Source organism: Zhihengliuella salsuginis, assembly GCF_014651715.1.
GTDB lineage: Bacteria > Actinomycetota > Actinomycetes > Actinomycetales > Micrococcaceae > Zhihengliuella > Zhihengliuella salsuginis.
In genome coordinates, this window is record NZ_BMXK01000003.1 from 12,797 (window position 1) to 28,475 (window position 15,679).

Genomic DNA, 15,679 nt, shown 5'->3' on the forward strand with positions numbered 1-15,679 from the left:
GGGTGAGCCGGGACACGTCGGGGTCGTCATCATGCTATCGGGTATCGGCGTCCGGTGGAGGTTCGCGCCGGGTCCGCGTCGGGGTGTTAAAAGAGCGAAGCACCGACCGCTGCGGACAAGGAGGCGATAAACCGCCGCGGTCGGTGCTTCATGATCACTCGCACCTTGAGAAGGTGACTTCAGCCTAGGGGCCGTACCTTGAGATCACCTGAGTGCGAGGTAGGAAGCCACTGAGGTTCCAGCGAATTGCAGGTGAACTCGGACCTGGGCGGCCCGACTTCCTGCCGTCTCGCATGGGCGCTCTAGTAATTCGAGGGCGGGTCGGAGGCCGGGAAGGACTCCTCCTCCCACTCATCGACCATCTCGTCTTCGTGGTCGTGCTTCTTCTTCTTCGCAATCTCCTCGTCGGTGCCCTGGGCTGACTCGGCGCTGACGCCGTTGCCGGATTCGGTGGCCGTCATGACTCTGCTCCTCTCGGATCGGATACCCCCAGTCTGCTGTGTGGAAGCCGCTTTGGCCAGTGTTTTCGGTGGCCGCGCCGCTGGGGCCGGCCGGCCGTTAAACGACGAGCACCGGCCGGATGGTTCGGGGGGAAACCATTTCTCCGACCGGTGCTCTCATCACTCGCACCTTCATGAGGTGCTTAAAAATCTAGGGGTCGAACCTGTGCCGGGACTGTGCTGTCGCTTCGGTGGCGGTGGGGATCGTCTGGGAATCGCCGCAACCCGCCGGCGCCCGGGCGGAAACGGGATCGAACGAGTCGAGCACCGGTCGGCGGCTTGGGGGGAAACCGTTGATCCGACCGGTGCTCGCATCACTCGCACCTTCATGAGGTGCTCTGAACCCTAGGGCTTCAACCTGAGGATTGGCTGCGTAATTCTCATTAAGCGAGTGTGAATCAGGCCGTTGACTAGGATGCGAAGGCGGAGATGCCCGTGATCGAGCGGCCGATGATCAGGGCCTGGACCGTCTCGGTGCCCTCGTAGGTGTGGATGGCCTCGATGTCGGCGAAGTGGCGGGCGACCCGGTGCTCGAGGAGGATCCCGTTGCCGCCGAGCAGGTCCCGGGCGTTGGCGGCGATCCGGCGGGCGGCACGGGTGCACGTGTACTTGGCCAGCGAGGCCTGCTCCGGGGTGAGTGTTCCGGCCTCCTCGCGGCCGGTCATCTGGCGGACCATGAGCTGCATGGAGACGAGCTCGGACTGCATGCGCGTCAGGCGCTCCTGGACGATCTGGCTCGCCGCGAGCGGCCGCCCGAACTGCGTGCGCTGCCCGGCGTACTGGACCGCGGTCTCGTAGCACGCGGTCGCGTGGCCGACGGCGGACCAGGCGACGCCCAGCCGGGTGGCGAAGAGGACGCGGGCCGTGTCCTTGAAGGTGGACGAGCGCTGGAGCACGTGGCTGTCGGGGACGAACACGTCGTCCATGCGGATGTGGGCCTGCCAGATCGCCCGCAGGCTCAGCTTGTTCTCGATGGTCGTGGCGGCGTAGCCGCCCCACTCCTGCTGGACGATGAAGCCGCGCACGTTGCCGTCGTGCTCGCCGCCGTCGACCCGCGCCCAGACCACGGTGATGCCGCCCTCGGGGGTGTCGGCCAGCGAGGCGTTGCCGATCCACTTCTTCTCGCCGCTGAGCAGGTAGCCGCCGTCGACGGGCGTCGCCCTGGTCTCCAGGGAGACCGAATCCGAGCCGTGGGTCGGCTCCGTCAGGGCGAACGCGCCCCAGACCTCCGCCCGCGCCAGCTTCGGGACCCACGTCTCGATCTGCTCGGGCGTTCCGCACTGGGCGATCGACCGCAGGGCCAGGCCGGCCTGGACGCCGCAGATGGTGCCGACCGATCCGTCCGCCCGGGAGAGTTCCATGTTGACCAGGCCGGCGGCCAGCGTGCTCATGGGGGAGTGGCCGGCGATGTCGACGCCGTCGCGCAGGAGGTCGAGCTCGCCGAGGCGGCGCCCCAGGTGGAGCGGGTAGTCGGCGCGGTTCCAGTAGTCGTCGATGACCGGGGCCACCTCGTCGCGGCCGAAGGCGCGGGCGGTGTCCCAGTAGGCGCGGTCGGCGTCCGGGACGTCGGCGAACACGCCCGCGGGGTCCACCTCGACGTCGCCCCACACCTCGTAGGCGGGCGCCGTGACGCCGTCGGGGAAATCGGTGGCGGGCTTCTCGGAACTGGTCTCAGCAGGCATGGTTGGCTCCCGGGTGTCGCGACGGCTGTGGTGGACACCACTATGTGCTGAAACTCAGTCCCACGTCAAGAAACCGAGTTCCACGGGTGTTGCCCGCCTACTCCCCGGTGCCCCCGTCGTGGAGCTCGCGCACGATGTCCAGATGGCCGGCGTGCCGGGCGTACTCCTGCAGGACGTGGAACCCGATCCACAGCAGGCTCGGCGCCGGATCGTCCCCGGTGAACCGCCCGCCGAGCGCGCCCCGCGTCTCGAGCGGCGTCGAGGCCAGGATCCCGCTCGTCCGCCGCCCGGTCGCGTGCAGCCGTTCGAGCAGCCCGTCCGCGAAGGCCCGCCCCGCGTCGGCCGGGACGGCCCAGCGCCCGCCGTCCGCCCCGCCGGCGTGGTCGCCCCACGGCTCCGCCACGTCCTCGGCGAGGAAACCCCAGACGAACCACCGCTGCTCCATGTGCACGAGGTGCGCGAGCAGCTCCAGCGGCGTCCACCCGGACGGCAGGCGCGAAGTGCGCAGCGCCCGGTCGTCCAGACCGTCCAGCTTCCGCTCGATCGAGGCCCGGTAGTAGTCGAGATAGGCGGCGAGCTGCGCCGCGGGATCCGGCGAATCGAGCCGGGGCTCCCGCGCCGTGACCGCCATCAGGCGCCCGGCCCGCGGCCGAGCGCGCGCAGCTGGTCCCGCACGGCGTCCAGGACCGCGGCCTCGCCGTCCGGCGCCGGCTGCACCACGGTGACGACGACGGCGCCGCCGCCCGCGCGCGGCGCCCCGGACGCCGTCGTACGGTCTGCGGCGTCGCCGGAGGGCGGGTCGACCACCTCGGCGTAGCGGCGGCAGAGCCGGCGCACGTCGGCCTCCAGGGCGGTCCGCGGTTCGGGACCAGGCGCCGCCAGCCAGCGGCGCAGGTGGTAGTTGTGCAGCGCGACGACGGCGGCGCTGTAGGCGACGGACGCGCTCTCCTCGTCCGCGAAGACGTCCGCCAGGCCGTGCCGGAAGGCGGACTCGAAGCGGTGCGTGCTCACGAGCTCGCGGTCGCGCAGCGCCGGAACCGCCGCGAGCAGCTGGCGGCGCAGGTCCGCCCGCTCGGCGTCCGCGGTCAGATGGTCGAAGACGCCGAGGGCGGCCCGCACGACGACGTCGGCGGTGGAGCGCGCGTCGCGCTCGCCGAGGCGCTCGGAGACGGAGTCGATGACCCGCTCCATGTCGGCGAAGACCATGCCCTCCTTGGAGCCGAACCGGCGGAAGAAGGTGCTGCGGCTCATGCCCGCGGCGGCCGCGAGCTGGTCCACGCTGGTCGCGTCGAAGCCCCGGTGCACCAGCAGCCGGAGGGCGTCGACGGGGATTGCAGAGGTGGTCATGGCGGCGAATCTAGCACGTCGGGCTCACCCGGCGTGGTGGGAGGAGCGGCGGAACCCGAGGCACAGTGCGCAGCCGAGCAGCGCCGCCGCGCCCGGCAGGAAGAGGGCCTCGCCGAGGCCCGAGGAGACGGCCGAGGACACGGCCTCCGGGACCCGGCCGGACATGACGGCGCCGAGCCCGCCCGATCCCGAGTCCGGGCCGGCGAGGTGCGCGGCGATGCGGGACTCGATCAGTGCGGCCATCATCGCCGAGCCGAGCACCGCGCCGAGCTGCCGGGTCGTGTTGTAGACGCCGGAGCCGGCGCCGGCGTTCTCGGGTCCGAGGTCGCGCGTGGCCGTCAGCGAGACCGCCGGCCACACCAGGGCGCTCGAGACCCCCATGACCGCGGCCGGGACCAGCAGCCACAGCACCGGCAGGCCGGTCGGCAGCAGCAGGCCGTAGGCGACGATCATGACGCCGAAGCCGAAGAACCCGAGCGCAGCCTGGCCCCGCGGGTCCCGGCGGTTCACGCGGACTCCGGCGAAGCGCGCGAGGAGGGCGCCGGTGATGGCCATCGGCGCGATCAGCAGCGCCGCCTGCGTGGGGGTGAGCCCGCGCACCGACTGCAGGTAGAACATGATCGGGATGTTCAGCGTGGTGATGACCAGGCCCATGCACGTGATCGCGCTCGCGGCCAGGGCGAAGTTCCGGTCCCCGAAGAGGGAGAGCGGCAGCAGCGGCTCCGTCCGCGTGAAGCGCTGCCACAGGATGAAGGCGGCCATGACCAGCACGCCCAGCGCGATCATGTGCCAGATGCCGAACCAGCCGATCACCGGGCCCCAGCCGAACGTCTCCGCCTCCTGGAAACCGAAGACGATCAGGAAGATGCCGATCGCCGAGAGCACCACCCCGGGCACGTCGAAGCTGCGCGCGTGCGTGGGCAGGTGCGGGACCTTGAGCCGGACCCGCCAGAAGCTGACCGCACCGATCGGCAGGTTCACGAAGAAGATCCACTCCCAGCCGAGGGTGTCGGTCAGGACGCCGCCGAGCAGCGGTCCGGCCAGGGTGGCGATGCCGGCCACCGCGCCCCAGATCCCCATGGCGGCCCCGCGGCGGTGGGCGGGGAAGAGGCGGGTGATGAACGTCATCGACTGCGGCGTCATGAGCGCGGCCCCGAGCCCCTGGGCCACGCGGGCGGCGACGAGGTTTCCCAGGTCGGGGGCCAGCCCGCACCAGAGGGAGGCCAGCGTGAAGACGGCCAGACCGATCAGGTACAGGTTCTTCGGGCCGAAGCGGTCGCCCATGCGCCCGGTCACGAGCAGCGGCACGACGAACGCGAGCAGGTACGAGCTGTGGACCCAGACGACGCCGGAGACGCCGGTGTCCAGCCCGGCCATGATCGCGGGCATCGCGGTCGTGACGATCGTCGAGTCGACGAGGATCATGAAGAAGCCGATGGCCAGGGCCCACAGGGCGCCCCACGCCTGCCGTTCCTCGGGCGTCCGCTCCTTCGTCTCCGTGCGCTGTCCGGTCACGGGTCTACGGGACGAGGACGGATCCGTCGATGCACGTCACGGCGTGCCCGGCGATCCAGATGCCCTCGTCGTCGCGGCTTGCGAACACGTCGCCGGCCCGGCCGACGCGCGTGCCCTGGCGCACCGTGTAGTTCGGCTCCGCCATCTTCTCGGAGATCAGCCAGCGCGCGAAGCCCGCGTTGAGGCTGCCCGTCACCGGGTCCTCCGGCATGGCCTCGCCCGGGCAGAACGCGCGGACCTCGAAGTCGGCCGGAACCTGCGCGATCGCGGAGGCGAACGCCCCCATGCTGATCGCCCCCGTGTCGGGCAGCGGCTCCAGCTCGGCGCGGGCGCCGGTCGGCCGCTTCGCCTCGTCGCGCGGGTCGCGCCCGGTGAGGATGTTCTCCGACGGCGTCGCCAGATGCGGGCCGATGACCCCGACCTCGAGTCCCTCGAGCGACGGGAAGTCCGGATCGAGCCGCAGGACCGTCTCCGCGTCGCGGAGCAGCAGCCCGGCCCAGTTGGGCCCGTTCACCAGCCACTGGTGCGCGACGACGTCGTCCGGGTGCAGCCCCAGCCCGGTGATCGCCCACTCGAGCACGTCCGGTTCGAGCGGCCCGGTCCGGGTGAGCTCGGGCGTCTTCAGCGCCAGGCGCGGCGCGACGCCGTCGTTCTCGTCGATGCGCACCTGGATCAGGCCCGCCCCGCACTCCTGGACGACGACGTCGCTGCTCGCGGGCACGCCGCCGGACTCGAGCCAGGCGTGCGCCGTGCCCAGGGTGGGGTGGCCGGCGAAGGGGAGCTCCGTCGTCGACGTGAAGATCCGGACGCGGTAGTCGGCGCCCGGCTGCGTGGGCGGGAGGACGAACGTCGTCTCCGCGAGGTTCGTCCACTTCGCGAACGCCTGCATGGCATCGGTGTCGAACCCGGTCGCGTCGAGGACCACCGCCAGCGCGTTGCCGAGGTAGGGGACGGCGGAGAACACATCGACCTGCTTGAACGGGACATGCTGAGGGGAGACGTCGGCCATGGTTGAATCGTGGCACATCCGGAGGCGCGCGGGGGCGAATGCGCGCGAACGTGACCAGACGTTTCGCCGGCGGCGGAGCGCGCCGCCGCACACGCGTCCCGCCCAGCGCGCGCCGGGGGTGCTGTGGCAGTCTGGAGGCATGCGTTCTCCTGTACTGACTGCCGCGAGCGAATCCCCGACTCCCGTCGTCGATCCGGACCGTGTCGTGCCCGACGACGGCGGCATGGGCGAACTGACCCAGTCCGCCGTCTCCGGCCTGCCGGCCTTCCTGCAACCCCTGGTCGGCGCCGCGATCGCCGTCGTCGTGGCGTTCATCGTCACCTGGATCGGCGCCTTCCTCGTCAGGCGCGTCCTGCACCGCAAGCCGGAGCTCCGGGACGACGTGGGGCGCGCCCGCTGGCCGATCTTCTTCCTTCTCACTTTCGCCGGGACCATGGGCTCGCTCCGGGTCACGGCCCCCGACGCCGGCTGGCGCGACGCCGCCAACTTCCTGCTGCTGGCCGGCATGATCGCGATGTTCGCGTGGCTGCTCGTCGTCCTGCTGCACCTGGTCGAGTCCGTGCTGCTGTCGAAGTACCGCGCGGAGAAGTCCGTGGACGCGCGCCGCATGGCCAAGCTGCGCACCCAGGTGGGACTGCTGCGCCGGGTCGCCGTCGCCGTCGTGCTGGTGGTCGCCGTCGCCGGCGTCCTGCTGCTCATCCCGTCGGTGCGCGCGCTGGGCGCCGGAATCCTCGCGTCCGCCGGCCTGATCTCGGTCATCGCCGGCATGGCCGTGCAGTCCACATTGTCGAACGTGTTCGCCGGCCTGCAGATCGCGTTCACCGACTCCCTGCGGGTCGAGGACACGGTGTTCGTCGAGGGCGCGCGCGGCAACGTCGAGGAGATCACGCTGACCTACGTGGTCGTGAACCTGATCGACGACGTGCGGCTGATCCTGCCCTCCATCTACTTCACGACGACGCCGTTCCGGAACTACTCGCGCGGGACCAGCGAGGTCTCCGGCGGGATCTCGCTGGAGCTCACGTGGAAGGCGCCCGTCGACGTCCTGCGGGCGAAGCTCGACGAGGAGCTCGGCCGGAACGAACTCTGGGACGGGAGAGCCTCCGACCTCTCCGTCACCGATGCCAAGGGCGGCCTGATGACCGTCTTCATCTGGCTGAGCGCGCGCAACGCAGGGGAGCTCTGGGACCTGCACAACGCCGTGCGCGAGGTGCTCGTGACCGAGCTGCAGCAGAACCACCCCGACTCGCTGCCGCAGCCGGTGATCCGGACCGGAAACGCCTAGCCGGACGACGGTCCATCCGCGCGATCGGGCCCCGGCGGCGTTGGCTGCCGGGGTCCGGGGCCGTCCATGGGGCAGAATGGTCGGGTGCCATTCGACGAGACCGCCCCGCAGCCGCCCGCCCGACAGCCGGCGGAACCGGGAGCCGGCGTCGTCCCGGGCGTCCCGCTGCGGCCGACGCCGGCGGAGCACCTGTGCATGGCACGCGTCGTGGCCGACTCGAGCGACCGCGTGAACTGGCTGCGGGCGCGGACCCGCGGGATCACGGCGACCGACGCCGCCAAGCTCTCCACGCCGCGGAGCATCGAGGCGGCCGCCGACTCGAAACTGAACGGATCCGGATTCGCCGGGAACCCCTACACGGAGTACGGCCGGCGGCGCGAGCCCGTGATCGCCGCGTGGGTGCAGGAGCACTTCGGGATCGAGCCGAGCTCCCTGCTGTTCCACTCCGCGGACGAGGTGCGCCACCTGGCCACCCCGGACGGCATCGCGCTGCGGCCGGACGGCCGGGTCGAGCTCGCCGAGATCAAGACCACCAACAAGGCGTGGGGCCGGATCCCCAAACACTACCTGCGCCAGGTCTGGTGGCAGCAGTACGTGATCGGCGCCGAACGCACACTCATGGTGTGGGAGGAGCACCGCGACTTCCGGCCGCTGCACGACGTCCCGAAGCACGTCTGGGTCGACCGCGACGACTCGGCCATCGCCGATCTCATCGCCAATGCGAACCGCCTGATCGACCTGCTGCACGCCAGGACCCAGGTGGCGCGGGAGCGGGCGGCGCAGCGGGCGGACTACGGCCCGGCGGCACTCAACTACTGAGCGTCGGGGCGCCGCCGCCGTCGTACTGCCCGCCGCGGCCGAGGTACTCCCTGCCGGGGCCGACGGGCCGCCCATACCGGGGAGGTTGTCCACAACCCGCCGGCGAGGCGAGCGCGGGCGCCGCGCCCCGGACGATGCTGGGGGACATGGACAACGAACTCGTGAGGTCCCGAGACGAAGCATCGGACCGGGCGTACAACATGCAGTTGCGGCAGAGGTTCCAGCGCGGGGAGCTGCTGCGATTGCGGCCCGGCTTCTACTGCTCGGCGGGGTCGTGGAAGGCCGCCTGGCCTGAAGACAGGTACCGGCTCTTCGCACGGGCGGTCGGGGAGGAGACCCCGGGGCGGATGGTCATCGCCGAATCCGCGGCCCTCCTGTGGGGCTACCCCGTGGTCAGGCCCCCGGCGGCGGTGGTCGTCCAAGCGGAAAGCGCGAGCCGGTCGGGCACCACGCCGGCGCGCAGCATCGTGCCGCCGGGCGCACCGGCCAGGATGCGCGGGTTCGCCGTGCGGCGTCGAGCCGTGCCCGTGCTCCCCGCCGTCCAGCTGCCGGACTCGGGCGTTTCCGTGCCGTCGCGGCTCGGCACGGTAGTGCAGTGCGCGCAGTACCTGGATTTTCCGGACGCCGTGGTCGTCATGGATGCGGCGCGGCGCCCGGGGAGCACGCTTCACTTGGAGGACACGGATCTCCGGCGGGCCATCGACGCCATCGCCAGCGCGCGGAACCGGCGGCGCGCCCGCAGAGTCTTCGAGTTCTCGACTCCGGAGTCCGAGTCTCCGGGAGAATCGCTCGGCCGCGTGCTGATCTACCAGCTGGGCTTCGCCCCGCCCGTGCTGCAGTACAAGATCCGGGAAGACGGACGGGTGTTCGCCAGAAGCGACTACTACTGGGAGGCCGTGCGGACAGTTGGCGAGTTCGACGGCCGTGTGAAGTACGGGCGCGCGGCCGCGAAGGCGGGGATGTCGGAGGGCGACATCGTGGCGGCCGAGAAGAAGCGCGAGGACCGCATCCGGCGAACCGGCCGCCCGGTGGTCCGCTGGGTCTGGGAGGACTTGATGCGGCCCGAGAGGCTACGGCGGATCCTGACAGGAGCGGGTATTCCACGACGGGGTCGCTAGCTCCCCGCTCTGGTGCGAGACTCCCCGGGCGGCTACCGGTCGCGAATCGTCCCCGGTTCCTGCTCCCCGGTTGATATCAGAACTCCCCGGGTCAACTGGACCGGTTCTCGCTGGACCAGCGTTCACTCTCCTCGTGGCGCACTCATTCTCGGGGTCATGACCCAGAGAAAACTGCAGCTGGTAGGGGACTGAGCGAGGTCGGGCCGGAATGTGGTCTGCGCAGGCCGGGGAGCGGCGACATGACTAGGGGAGTGAGGCGCATGCGGGGGTGGTGCGGGTGAGTCGACCGGGGAGCGGCGACTTGACTAGGGGAGTGGGGGTGCTTGCGGGCGCTCGGGCGCAGCGGGTCAGAGGTCGAAGACCGCGGTGGGGCGGCCGTCGATCTCGTGCACGCGCACGCCGGTGTCGAAGACGTCCGTGAGCACGGCGTCGCGCATGATCTCGCGGGGTTCGCCCGCGAACGCGATCTGGCCGCCGCGCAGGGCCACGATGTGGTCGGCGTAGGCGGCGGCGAAGTTGATGTCGTGGATGACGATCACGATCGTCTTGCCGAGCTCGTTCGCCGCGCGGCGCAGCTGGCGCATCATGAGCACCGCGTGCTTCATGTCGAGGTTGTTCAGCGGCTCGTCGAGCAGGATGTACTCCGTGTCCTGGGCGAGGACCATGGCGACGTAGGCGCGCTGGCGCTGGCCGCCCGAGAGCTGGTCCATGAACCGCTCCTGCAGCCCGGTCAGGTTCAGGAACTCGAGGGCCGAGTCGATCGCCGCGTGGCAGCCGGGTGACAGCCGGCCCTTCGAATGCGGGTACCGGCCGAAGCCCACCAGATCCCGCACGGTCAGGCGCGCCGTCATGTGGTTCTCCTGGCGCAGGATCGACATCAGCTTCGCCAGGTCGGCGCTCCTGGTCGTCGAGATGTCGTTGCCCTTGACCGTGATGTGCCCGGCCGTCGGATCCAGGAGGCGCCCGATGATCGTCAGCAGGGTCGACTTGCCGGCGCCGTTGGGGCCGATGAGCGCCGTCATCCCGCCGGAGGCGATCCGGCCGGTGACGGGCCCCAGGACGGTCGATTCGTTGTAGGCCTTGTGGACCTCGGTGAAGGTGATCACATCTTGCCCTTTCGCAGCAGGATCAGCAGGAAGAGCGCCCCGCCGACGAATTCGATGATGACGGTCAGGAAGCCGCCCGCGTAGAAGACGTGCTGGAGCACGAACTGGCCGGCGACCAGCGTGAACAGCCCCAGCAGGAACGCCATCGGCAGCACGAAGCGGTGCTCGTGGGTCCCGGCGACCTGGTAGGCGAGCGTCGCGACGATGAAGCCGAAGAACGTCATCGGTCCCGCGAGCGCGGTGGAGAACGCCACCATGACGGCGATGAGGATCAGCATGAGCGTCAGCTCGCGCTTGTGGTCGATGCCGAGGCCCTGGGCGGTGTCGCGGCCGAGCAGCAGGACGTCGAGCCGGTACCGGCGGCGCCACAGGACCCAGCCGACGCCGGCGCAGACCGCGAACGCCCACGGGAGGTAGGAGGCGTCGACGGCGCTCATCCGGCCCATCAGCTCGACCGAGAGCATGTCGTAGTCGGTCGGGTTCAGCAGGCGCTGCATGAAGGTCGAGATCGAGTCGAAGGCCATGCCGAAGACGACGCCGACGAGCAGCAGGATGTAGAGGCTGCCGAACTTCCCGGAGAACAGCCACCGGTAGAGCACCGTCGCGAAGACGACCATCGCGGCGGTCTGGCCCAGCAGCATCGGGATGCCCTCCGCGTCGGCGAGGAACAGCCCGCCGAACACGGCGACGAGGACCGTCTGCATGAACGTGTAGATCGAGTCGAACCCCATGATCGAGGGGGTGAGGATCCGGTTGTGCGTGACGGTGTGGAAGACGACGGTGCCGACGCCCTGCGTGAAGGCGACGACGACCATCGTCCCCCACATGGTCAGCCGGCGGTCGAACGCGAACTCGAACGATCCCCGGATGAACAGGAGCAGGAAGCAGGCGGAGGCGGCGGCGACGAGGCCGGCCGCGATCGCGATCCGCGCGCCGGGGGAGAGCCGCCGCTTCTGCTGCGCGGTCTCGCTCCGGGGCCCGGGAGCCCCGCCGGATGGCGGCGGGACGGCGGTGGCGGGCGCCGGCGTCGTGCGGGCGGCCGGGGAGGTCGTGGGTGAGCTAAGCGTTGACATATCGGCGCTGCCTGAGAACGAGGGCGATGAAGGCCGCGGCGCCGATGACGCCGAGGATGACGGAGGCGGGCAGTTCCATCGGCATGATGATGGTGCGCCCGATCAGGTCGCACGTCAGCAGGAAGACGATGCCGAGCGCGGCGACCCAGGGGAGGTTCCTGCGGAGGTCGTCGCCCAGGATCATCGAGACGAGGTTCGGCACGATCAGCCCGAGGAACGGGATGAAGCCGACGACGACGGTCGTCACGCCCGTCGCCAGCGCCACCATCGTGACGCCCAGGAAGACGACGCGGCTGTAGTTCAGGCCCACGTTGGTCGCGACGTCCTTCCCGAGGCCGGCGACGGTGAAGCGGTCGGCGACGAAGTAGGCGGCGACGCAGACGACGGCGGCCAGCCACAACGGCTCGTAGAAGCCCTCGACGATCCCGCTGAAACCGCCCGAGCGCCACGCCGACATGGTCTGCAGCAGGTCGAAGGTGCCCGCGAGGAAGGTCGAGAACGCGCCGACGACCGCGCCGAGCATGATCCCGACGAGCGGGACCACCAGCGAGTTTTTCACCCGCACGCGGTTCAGGAACGCGATGAAGACCCACGTGCCGGCGAACGCGAAGACGATCGCGACGGCCATCTTGGCCAGGGGCGCGGCGCCCGGGTCGACCAGCATGATGGCGAGCATGCCGAGACCGGCCCACTGGGCGGTGCCGGCGGTGGTCGGCTCGACGAACTTGTTCTGCGTGATCAGCTGCATGATCACCCCGCACACGCTCATGGCGGCGGCGGCGAAGACGAGGGCGAGGGTCCGCGGCACGCGCGAGACGAGGAACATGTGCTGGGCGGCGGGGTCGTGCAGCAGCTTGTCGATCGTGATGCTGTAGCCGCCGACGAGCAGGGAGGCGGCGATCAGCCCGACCGCTGCGACGACGGTCGCGGCGGGGAAGAGCCGGGTGGAGAGGGTGCGCATGGAGGCCTTGGTCTGTGGTGGTGCGCCGCGTGAACGACGGCGGCCGTCCGGCGCCGTGGGCCGGCGCCGGGCGGCCGTGTCTCGCGTCGCCTACTTGGTGAACGCCTCGGCGATCTGCCCGTAGGCGGCGGTGTAGGCCTCGATGCCCTCGGTGACGTAGAAGTACTTCTCGAGGTAGATGATCTGGTCCTCCGAGAAGAACGTCGTGTCGGCCCAGACATTGTCGAGAGCGCCGATCAGGGATTCGGCCGGGGTGAACTCGTCGTCGGCGGTGGAGACGGCGGCGTCGCGGTCCATGACGATCATCCAGTCCGGGTCCGCCTCGGCGACGGTCTCCGGGGCCAGGCCGGAGTCGTTGTGCACGGACTCGCCGTCGAGGTCCTCGCTGGCGAACGAGTCCTCGAGGTCGAGGCCCTCGAGCAGGCGGCCGATGCGGCCTGCGCCGTTGTCGATCTTGCCGCCGGAGGCGTTGGCCAGGAAGACGGTCTCGCCGCCGGTGGCCTCGCCGGCTGCAGCCTGGGCCTCGTCGAGGGCCGCGACGAGCTCGCCGGCCGCCTCCTCCTCGTCGAAGATCTCGCCGAGGACCTCGGTCTGGTGGCGCAGGCCGCCGACCCACCCGTCCTCGGACTCCTCGTCCGGCTGGACGTCGACGACCGGGGCGATCTTCTCCAGCTCCCCGGTGTACTCGGCGAAGCGGCCGCCGCCGATGATCAGGTCGGGAGCGGCCTCGCTCACGGCCTCCAGATCGGCCTCGCGGTGCGAGCCGGCATCGAAGATCGCCTCGTCGGACTCCCAGTCCTCGTAGCCCTCGTTCGGCAGCAGCGGCTTCGGCACGGCCACGGGGTCGATGCCGAACGACTTCAACGTGGCGAAGGTCGTGTTGTTGAGAACTGCTACGCGCTCCACGTCCGCCGGGATGTCGACCGGTCCGTTGTTGGTCTCGACGGTGATGGTCTCCGCGGTGGCTTCGTCGCCGCCCTCCGCCGCGCTGGTGCTGCCGCCGCACGCCGTCAGTGTCACGAGTGCGGCCGCTGCGGCTCCGCTGGTCAGCGCGGACTTGAGGGAAATCTTCATCTTCTTCTCCAGAGGACGGACGAGCGACCACGGGTCGCCCATCTAATTAGCGAATGAATGTATTACGAAAATGTGTGCTCGAAGATGAAGCTATAGGAAGGGTTGCCTTAGTTCAAATCCGAAGGACGTCACGCGCCCCGACCCCGGTAATTCGGCTACGTTTGTTTTGCGTAATGCGGCTCACTGAGGCTAGCCTTACTTCGACGGCCCTCGTGGCCCACCCGCAATCACTACAGACCCCAAGGACTTCCCATGGCCTTCACCCGCCGCGCCGGCCTGCTCGCTGCAGCAGCTGCCACCGTCCTCGCCGCCTCCGCCTGCTCGGGTGCGTCGACGGCCTCCTCAGATTCCTCGGACGCCGCCTCCGGGGGCTTCCCCGTGTCCGTCGAGAGCATCTACGGCGAGACCGAGATCCCGGCCGAGCCGGAACGCGTCGTCACGTTGTCGTGGGTCAATGCCGACACCGCGCTCGCCCTCGGCGTCGTACCCGTCGGGATGCCCGAGGTCACCTGGGGTATGAACGAGAACGGCTCGACCGACTGGAACGACGCGAAGCTCGAGGAGCTCGGGGCCCCGATCGGCTCCGAGGACGGGCCGGAGCTCTACAGCGAGGCCGACGGCGTGAACTTCGAGGCCATCGCCGAGCTGCAGCCGGACGTCATCCTGGCCGGCTACTCGGGCCTGACGCAGGAGGACTACGACAAGCTCTCCAAGATCGCGCCCGTCGTCGGCCCGCAGAAGGAGAACTACCTCGCCTCCTGGCAGTCGGTCACCGAGGCCACCGGCAAGGCCCTGGGCAAGCAGGACGAGGCCGCCGCGGTCATCGAGGACGTCGAAGCGCAGATCGCCGCCGTCTCCGAGGAGCACCCGGCGCTGACGGAGACGACCTTCATCGCCTCCAACCTGGACACGGCGCAGAACGTCATCAGCCTCTACACGGGCGACGACACACGCCCGCGCTTCTTCAAGGCCCTCGGCATGACCGAGGCTCCCGTTGTCGCGGAGAACGCCCCGGAGGGCGAGTTCTACTTCGACTGGTCCTCCGAGCGCGGCGACGAGCTCGACTCCGACGTGATCTACACGTGGATCCCGGCCGGCAGCGACAACGCCGACATCGAGGGCAACGACCTCTTCAAGCAGATCCCGGCCGTCGCCGACGGCGGCCTGTTCACCACCAACGACGACCACACCACGCTCTCCATCTCCGCCGCCAGTGCGCTGAGCCTGCCGTGGGCGCTGGAGAACTACGTCCCGGAGATCGTCGAGACCGTCGAGTCCGTCAAGGAATAACGGCGCCCGAATGAACGACTACCGGTGATCCCCGCCGCGCAGGTACGCCAGCTGGGCGGCCACGGAGTGCTCCGCAGCCGACCGGACCGAGGGGTCGACGTCCGCATAGACGACGTCGGCCACCTCGGCCACGGTCGCCGCTGCGGGGCTCCCGGCGTTCGCACGGGAGGACTCCACCTGCGCGACGGCGGCGCGCACCTGGGCGAGCCGCTCCTCGCGGTGCGTCCGGTACGCCCGGGCGATCGACGCGAGGCTCGGGAGGGTCCCGCCGTGGGCGGGCAGGACCGTCGCATCGCCGAAGCCGGCGAGCAGGTCGAGGGTTTCGAGGTAGTCGCCGAGGGTCCCGTCCGGGAAGTCCAGGATGGTGGTGCCCCGGCCCAGGATCGTGTCGCCGGTGATCATCGCGCCGTGGGTTCCGTCCTCGGGCAGGAAGAAGCTCATCGAGTCGGAGGTGTGCCCGGGCGTCGCCAGGACCTTGATGTCCACGCCGGCCTCCGTGATCAGCTCGCCGTGGCGCAGCGGGTCGCCGAAGCCGACGGCGGTGTCGTGGGCCGGGGGCCCGGCGGCGGCGGGCCGGCAGAACTCTGCCGCGGCGGCGCGCACGGGGGCCCCGGTCAGCTCGTGCAGCCGGTCGATGCCGGCGGTGTGGTCGGCGTGGCGGTGCGTGATCAGGATCAGCGCGACGTTGCCGAGCGCGGCCAGCGCCTCCAGGTGCGGGTCGTCGGCGGGTCCCGGATCGACGATGACGACCGACTCGTGGCCCGGGAACCGCACGGCGTAGGATTGCGTGCCGTCGAGCGTCATCGGCGACGGGTTCGGCGCCAGCAGCATCGAGGCGTACGCGGACAAGGGCGTTGGCTGAGGAGAGTCGACCATATGACCAGTCTAGAGAGAACGACG

Annotated in this window: 15 protein-coding genes; 4 read left to right on the top strand and 11 right to left on the bottom strand. The window is 70.3% G+C overall.

What is annotated here, in order from left to right; translation table 11 throughout:
- Positions 1–302 precede the first annotated feature (302 nt).
- The 6 genes from IE069_RS03665 to IE069_RS03690 all read right to left on the bottom strand — a co-directional run bounded on the left by IE069_RS03665 (position 303) and on the right by IE069_RS03690 (position 6,053).
- Positions 303–461, bottom strand: a complete 159-nt coding sequence (locus tag IE069_RS03665) for a hypothetical protein (protein WP_189348774.1) — start codon at positions 459–461, stop codon at positions 303–305.
- A gap of 449 nt (positions 462–910) precedes the next feature.
- Positions 911–2,182: an acyl-CoA dehydrogenase family protein gene (locus IE069_RS03670; protein WP_189348775.1), complete on the bottom strand. Its 1,272-nt coding sequence runs from the start codon at positions 2,180–2,182 to the stop codon at positions 911–913.
- 97 nt (positions 2,183–2,279) lie between these two features.
- On the bottom strand, positions 2,280–2,813 hold the full coding sequence (locus IE069_RS03675; RefSeq protein WP_189348776.1) for a mycothiol transferase: 534 nt from the start codon (positions 2,811–2,813) through the stop codon (positions 2,280–2,282).
- On the bottom strand, positions 2,813–3,529 hold the full coding sequence (locus IE069_RS03680) for a TetR family transcriptional regulator (protein WP_189348777.1): 717 nt from the start codon (positions 3,527–3,529) through the stop codon (positions 2,813–2,815). Before IE069_RS03680 ends, IE069_RS03675 begins: the two co-directional genes overlap by 1 nt.
- A 24-nt stretch (positions 3,530–3,553) precedes the next feature.
- Positions 3,554–5,044 (bottom strand): DHA2 family efflux MFS transporter permease subunit, encoded by a 1,491-nt coding sequence (locus IE069_RS03685; protein ID WP_229790925.1) that lies wholly within the window; start codon positions 5,042–5,044, stop codon positions 3,554–3,556.
- Between the two features lie 4 nt (positions 5,045–5,048).
- Positions 5,049–6,053, bottom strand: a complete 1,005-nt coding sequence (locus tag IE069_RS03690; RefSeq protein ID WP_189348778.1) for a PhzF family phenazine biosynthesis protein — start codon at positions 6,051–6,053, stop codon at positions 5,049–5,051.
- 139 nt (positions 6,054–6,192) lie between these two features.
- Between IE069_RS03690 and IE069_RS03695 the strand changes: the two genes are divergently transcribed.
- The 3 genes from IE069_RS03695 (at position 6,193) to IE069_RS03705 (ending at position 9,275) form a co-directional block, all read left to right on the top strand.
- Positions 6,193–7,338 (top strand): mechanosensitive ion channel family protein, encoded by a 1,146-nt coding sequence (locus tag IE069_RS03695; RefSeq protein ID WP_189348779.1) that lies wholly within the window; start codon positions 6,193–6,195, stop codon positions 7,336–7,338.
- Between the two features lie 195 nt (positions 7,339–7,533).
- A complete protein-coding gene (locus tag IE069_RS03700) occupies positions 7,534–8,157 on the top strand; it encodes a YqaJ viral recombinase family protein (RefSeq protein ID WP_229790953.1) in 624 nt (207 codons plus the stop codon).
- Between the two features lie 146 nt (positions 8,158–8,303).
- Positions 8,304–9,275, top strand: coding sequence for a hypothetical protein (locus IE069_RS03705; protein ID WP_189348781.1), 972 nt, complete (start codon positions 8,304–8,306; stop codon positions 9,273–9,275).
- A 347-nt stretch (positions 9,276–9,622) separates the two neighbouring features.
- On the opposite strand, the gene IE069_RS03710 is transcribed toward IE069_RS03705, so the two are convergent.
- From IE069_RS03710 to IE069_RS03725, 4 genes are all read right to left on the bottom strand, one after another.
- Positions 9,623–10,381 carry an iron ABC transporter ATP-binding protein gene (locus IE069_RS03710; RefSeq protein WP_189348782.1) on the bottom strand — a complete coding sequence of 253 codons (759 nt, stop codon included), beginning with the start codon at positions 10,379–10,381 and terminating at the stop codon, positions 9,623–9,625.
- Positions 10,378–11,454 carry an iron chelate uptake ABC transporter family permease subunit gene (locus IE069_RS03715; protein ID WP_189348783.1) on the bottom strand — a complete coding sequence of 359 codons (1,077 nt, stop codon included), beginning with the start codon at positions 11,452–11,454 and terminating at the stop codon, positions 10,378–10,380. Before IE069_RS03715 ends, IE069_RS03710 begins: the two co-directional genes overlap by 4 nt.
- Positions 11,441–12,415, bottom strand: a complete 975-nt coding sequence (locus IE069_RS03720; protein ID WP_189348784.1) for an ABC transporter permease — start codon at positions 12,413–12,415, stop codon at positions 11,441–11,443. Before IE069_RS03720 ends, IE069_RS03715 begins: the two co-directional genes overlap by 14 nt.
- 90 nt (positions 12,416–12,505) lie before the next feature.
- Positions 12,506–13,489, bottom strand: a complete 984-nt coding sequence (locus IE069_RS03725; RefSeq protein ID WP_189348785.1) for an ABC transporter substrate-binding protein — start codon at positions 13,487–13,489, stop codon at positions 12,506–12,508.
- A 252-nt stretch (positions 13,490–13,741) separates the two neighbouring features.
- On the opposite strand from IE069_RS03725, the gene IE069_RS03730 reads away from it, so the two are divergent.
- A complete protein-coding gene (locus tag IE069_RS03730) occupies positions 13,742–14,779 on the top strand; it encodes an iron-siderophore ABC transporter substrate-binding protein (protein ID WP_189348786.1) in 1,038 nt (345 codons plus the stop codon).
- 18 nt (positions 14,780–14,797) lie between these two features.
- Here IE069_RS03730 and IE069_RS03735 read toward each other — a convergent pair whose 3' ends face one another.
- The gene (locus tag IE069_RS03735; protein WP_189348787.1) at positions 14,798–15,655 is read right to left on the bottom strand and encodes an MBL fold metallo-hydrolase; all 858 of its coding nucleotides are present in this window, start codon (positions 15,653–15,655) and stop codon (positions 14,798–14,800) included.
- Between the last annotated feature and the right edge of the window lie 24 nt (positions 15,656–15,679).

What these genes read in the sequence shown, in the direction of transcription:
- IE069_RS03665 (WP_189348774.1), bottom strand. Translation starts at nt 461, where the DNA reads ATGACGGCCACCGAATCCGGCAACGGCGTCAGCGCCGAGTCAGCCCAG.
- IE069_RS03670 (WP_189348775.1), bottom strand. Translation starts at nt 2,182, where the DNA reads ATGCCTGCTGAGACCAGTTCCGAGAAGCCCGCCACCGATTTCCCCGAC.
- IE069_RS03675 (WP_189348776.1), bottom strand. Translation starts at nt 2,813, where the DNA reads ATGGCGGTCACGGCGCGGGAGCCCCGGCTCGATTCGCCGGATCCCGCG.
- IE069_RS03680 (WP_189348777.1), bottom strand. Translation starts at nt 3,529, where the DNA reads ATGACCACCTCTGCAATCCCCGTCGACGCCCTCCGGCTGCTGGTGCAC.
- IE069_RS03690 (WP_189348778.1), bottom strand. Translation starts at nt 6,053, where the DNA reads ATGGCCGACGTCTCCCCTCAGCATGTCCCGTTCAAGCAGGTCGATGTG.
- IE069_RS03695 (WP_189348779.1), top strand. Translation starts at nt 6,193, where the DNA reads ATGCGTTCTCCTGTACTGACTGCCGCGAGCGAATCCCCGACTCCCGTC.
- IE069_RS03700 (WP_229790953.1), top strand. Translation starts at nt 7,534, where the DNA reads ATGGCACGCGTCGTGGCCGACTCGAGCGACCGCGTGAACTGGCTGCGG.
- IE069_RS03705 (WP_189348781.1), top strand. Translation starts at nt 8,304, where the DNA reads ATGGACAACGAACTCGTGAGGTCCCGAGACGAAGCATCGGACCGGGCG.
- IE069_RS03715 (WP_189348783.1), bottom strand. Translation starts at nt 11,454, where the DNA reads ATGTCAACGCTTAGCTCACCCACGACCTCCCCGGCCGCCCGCACGACG.
- IE069_RS03720 (WP_189348784.1), bottom strand. Translation starts at nt 12,415, where the DNA reads ATGCGCACCCTCTCCACCCGGCTCTTCCCCGCCGCGACCGTCGTCGCA.
- IE069_RS03725 (WP_189348785.1), bottom strand. Translation starts at nt 13,489, where the DNA reads ATGAAGATTTCCCTCAAGTCCGCGCTGACCAGCGGAGCCGCAGCGGCC.
- IE069_RS03730 (WP_189348786.1), top strand. Translation starts at nt 13,742, where the DNA reads ATGGCCTTCACCCGCCGCGCCGGCCTGCTCGCTGCAGCAGCTGCCACC.
- IE069_RS03735 (WP_189348787.1), bottom strand. Translation starts at nt 15,655, where the DNA reads ATGGTCGACTCTCCTCAGCCAACGCCCTTGTCCGCGTACGCCTCGATG.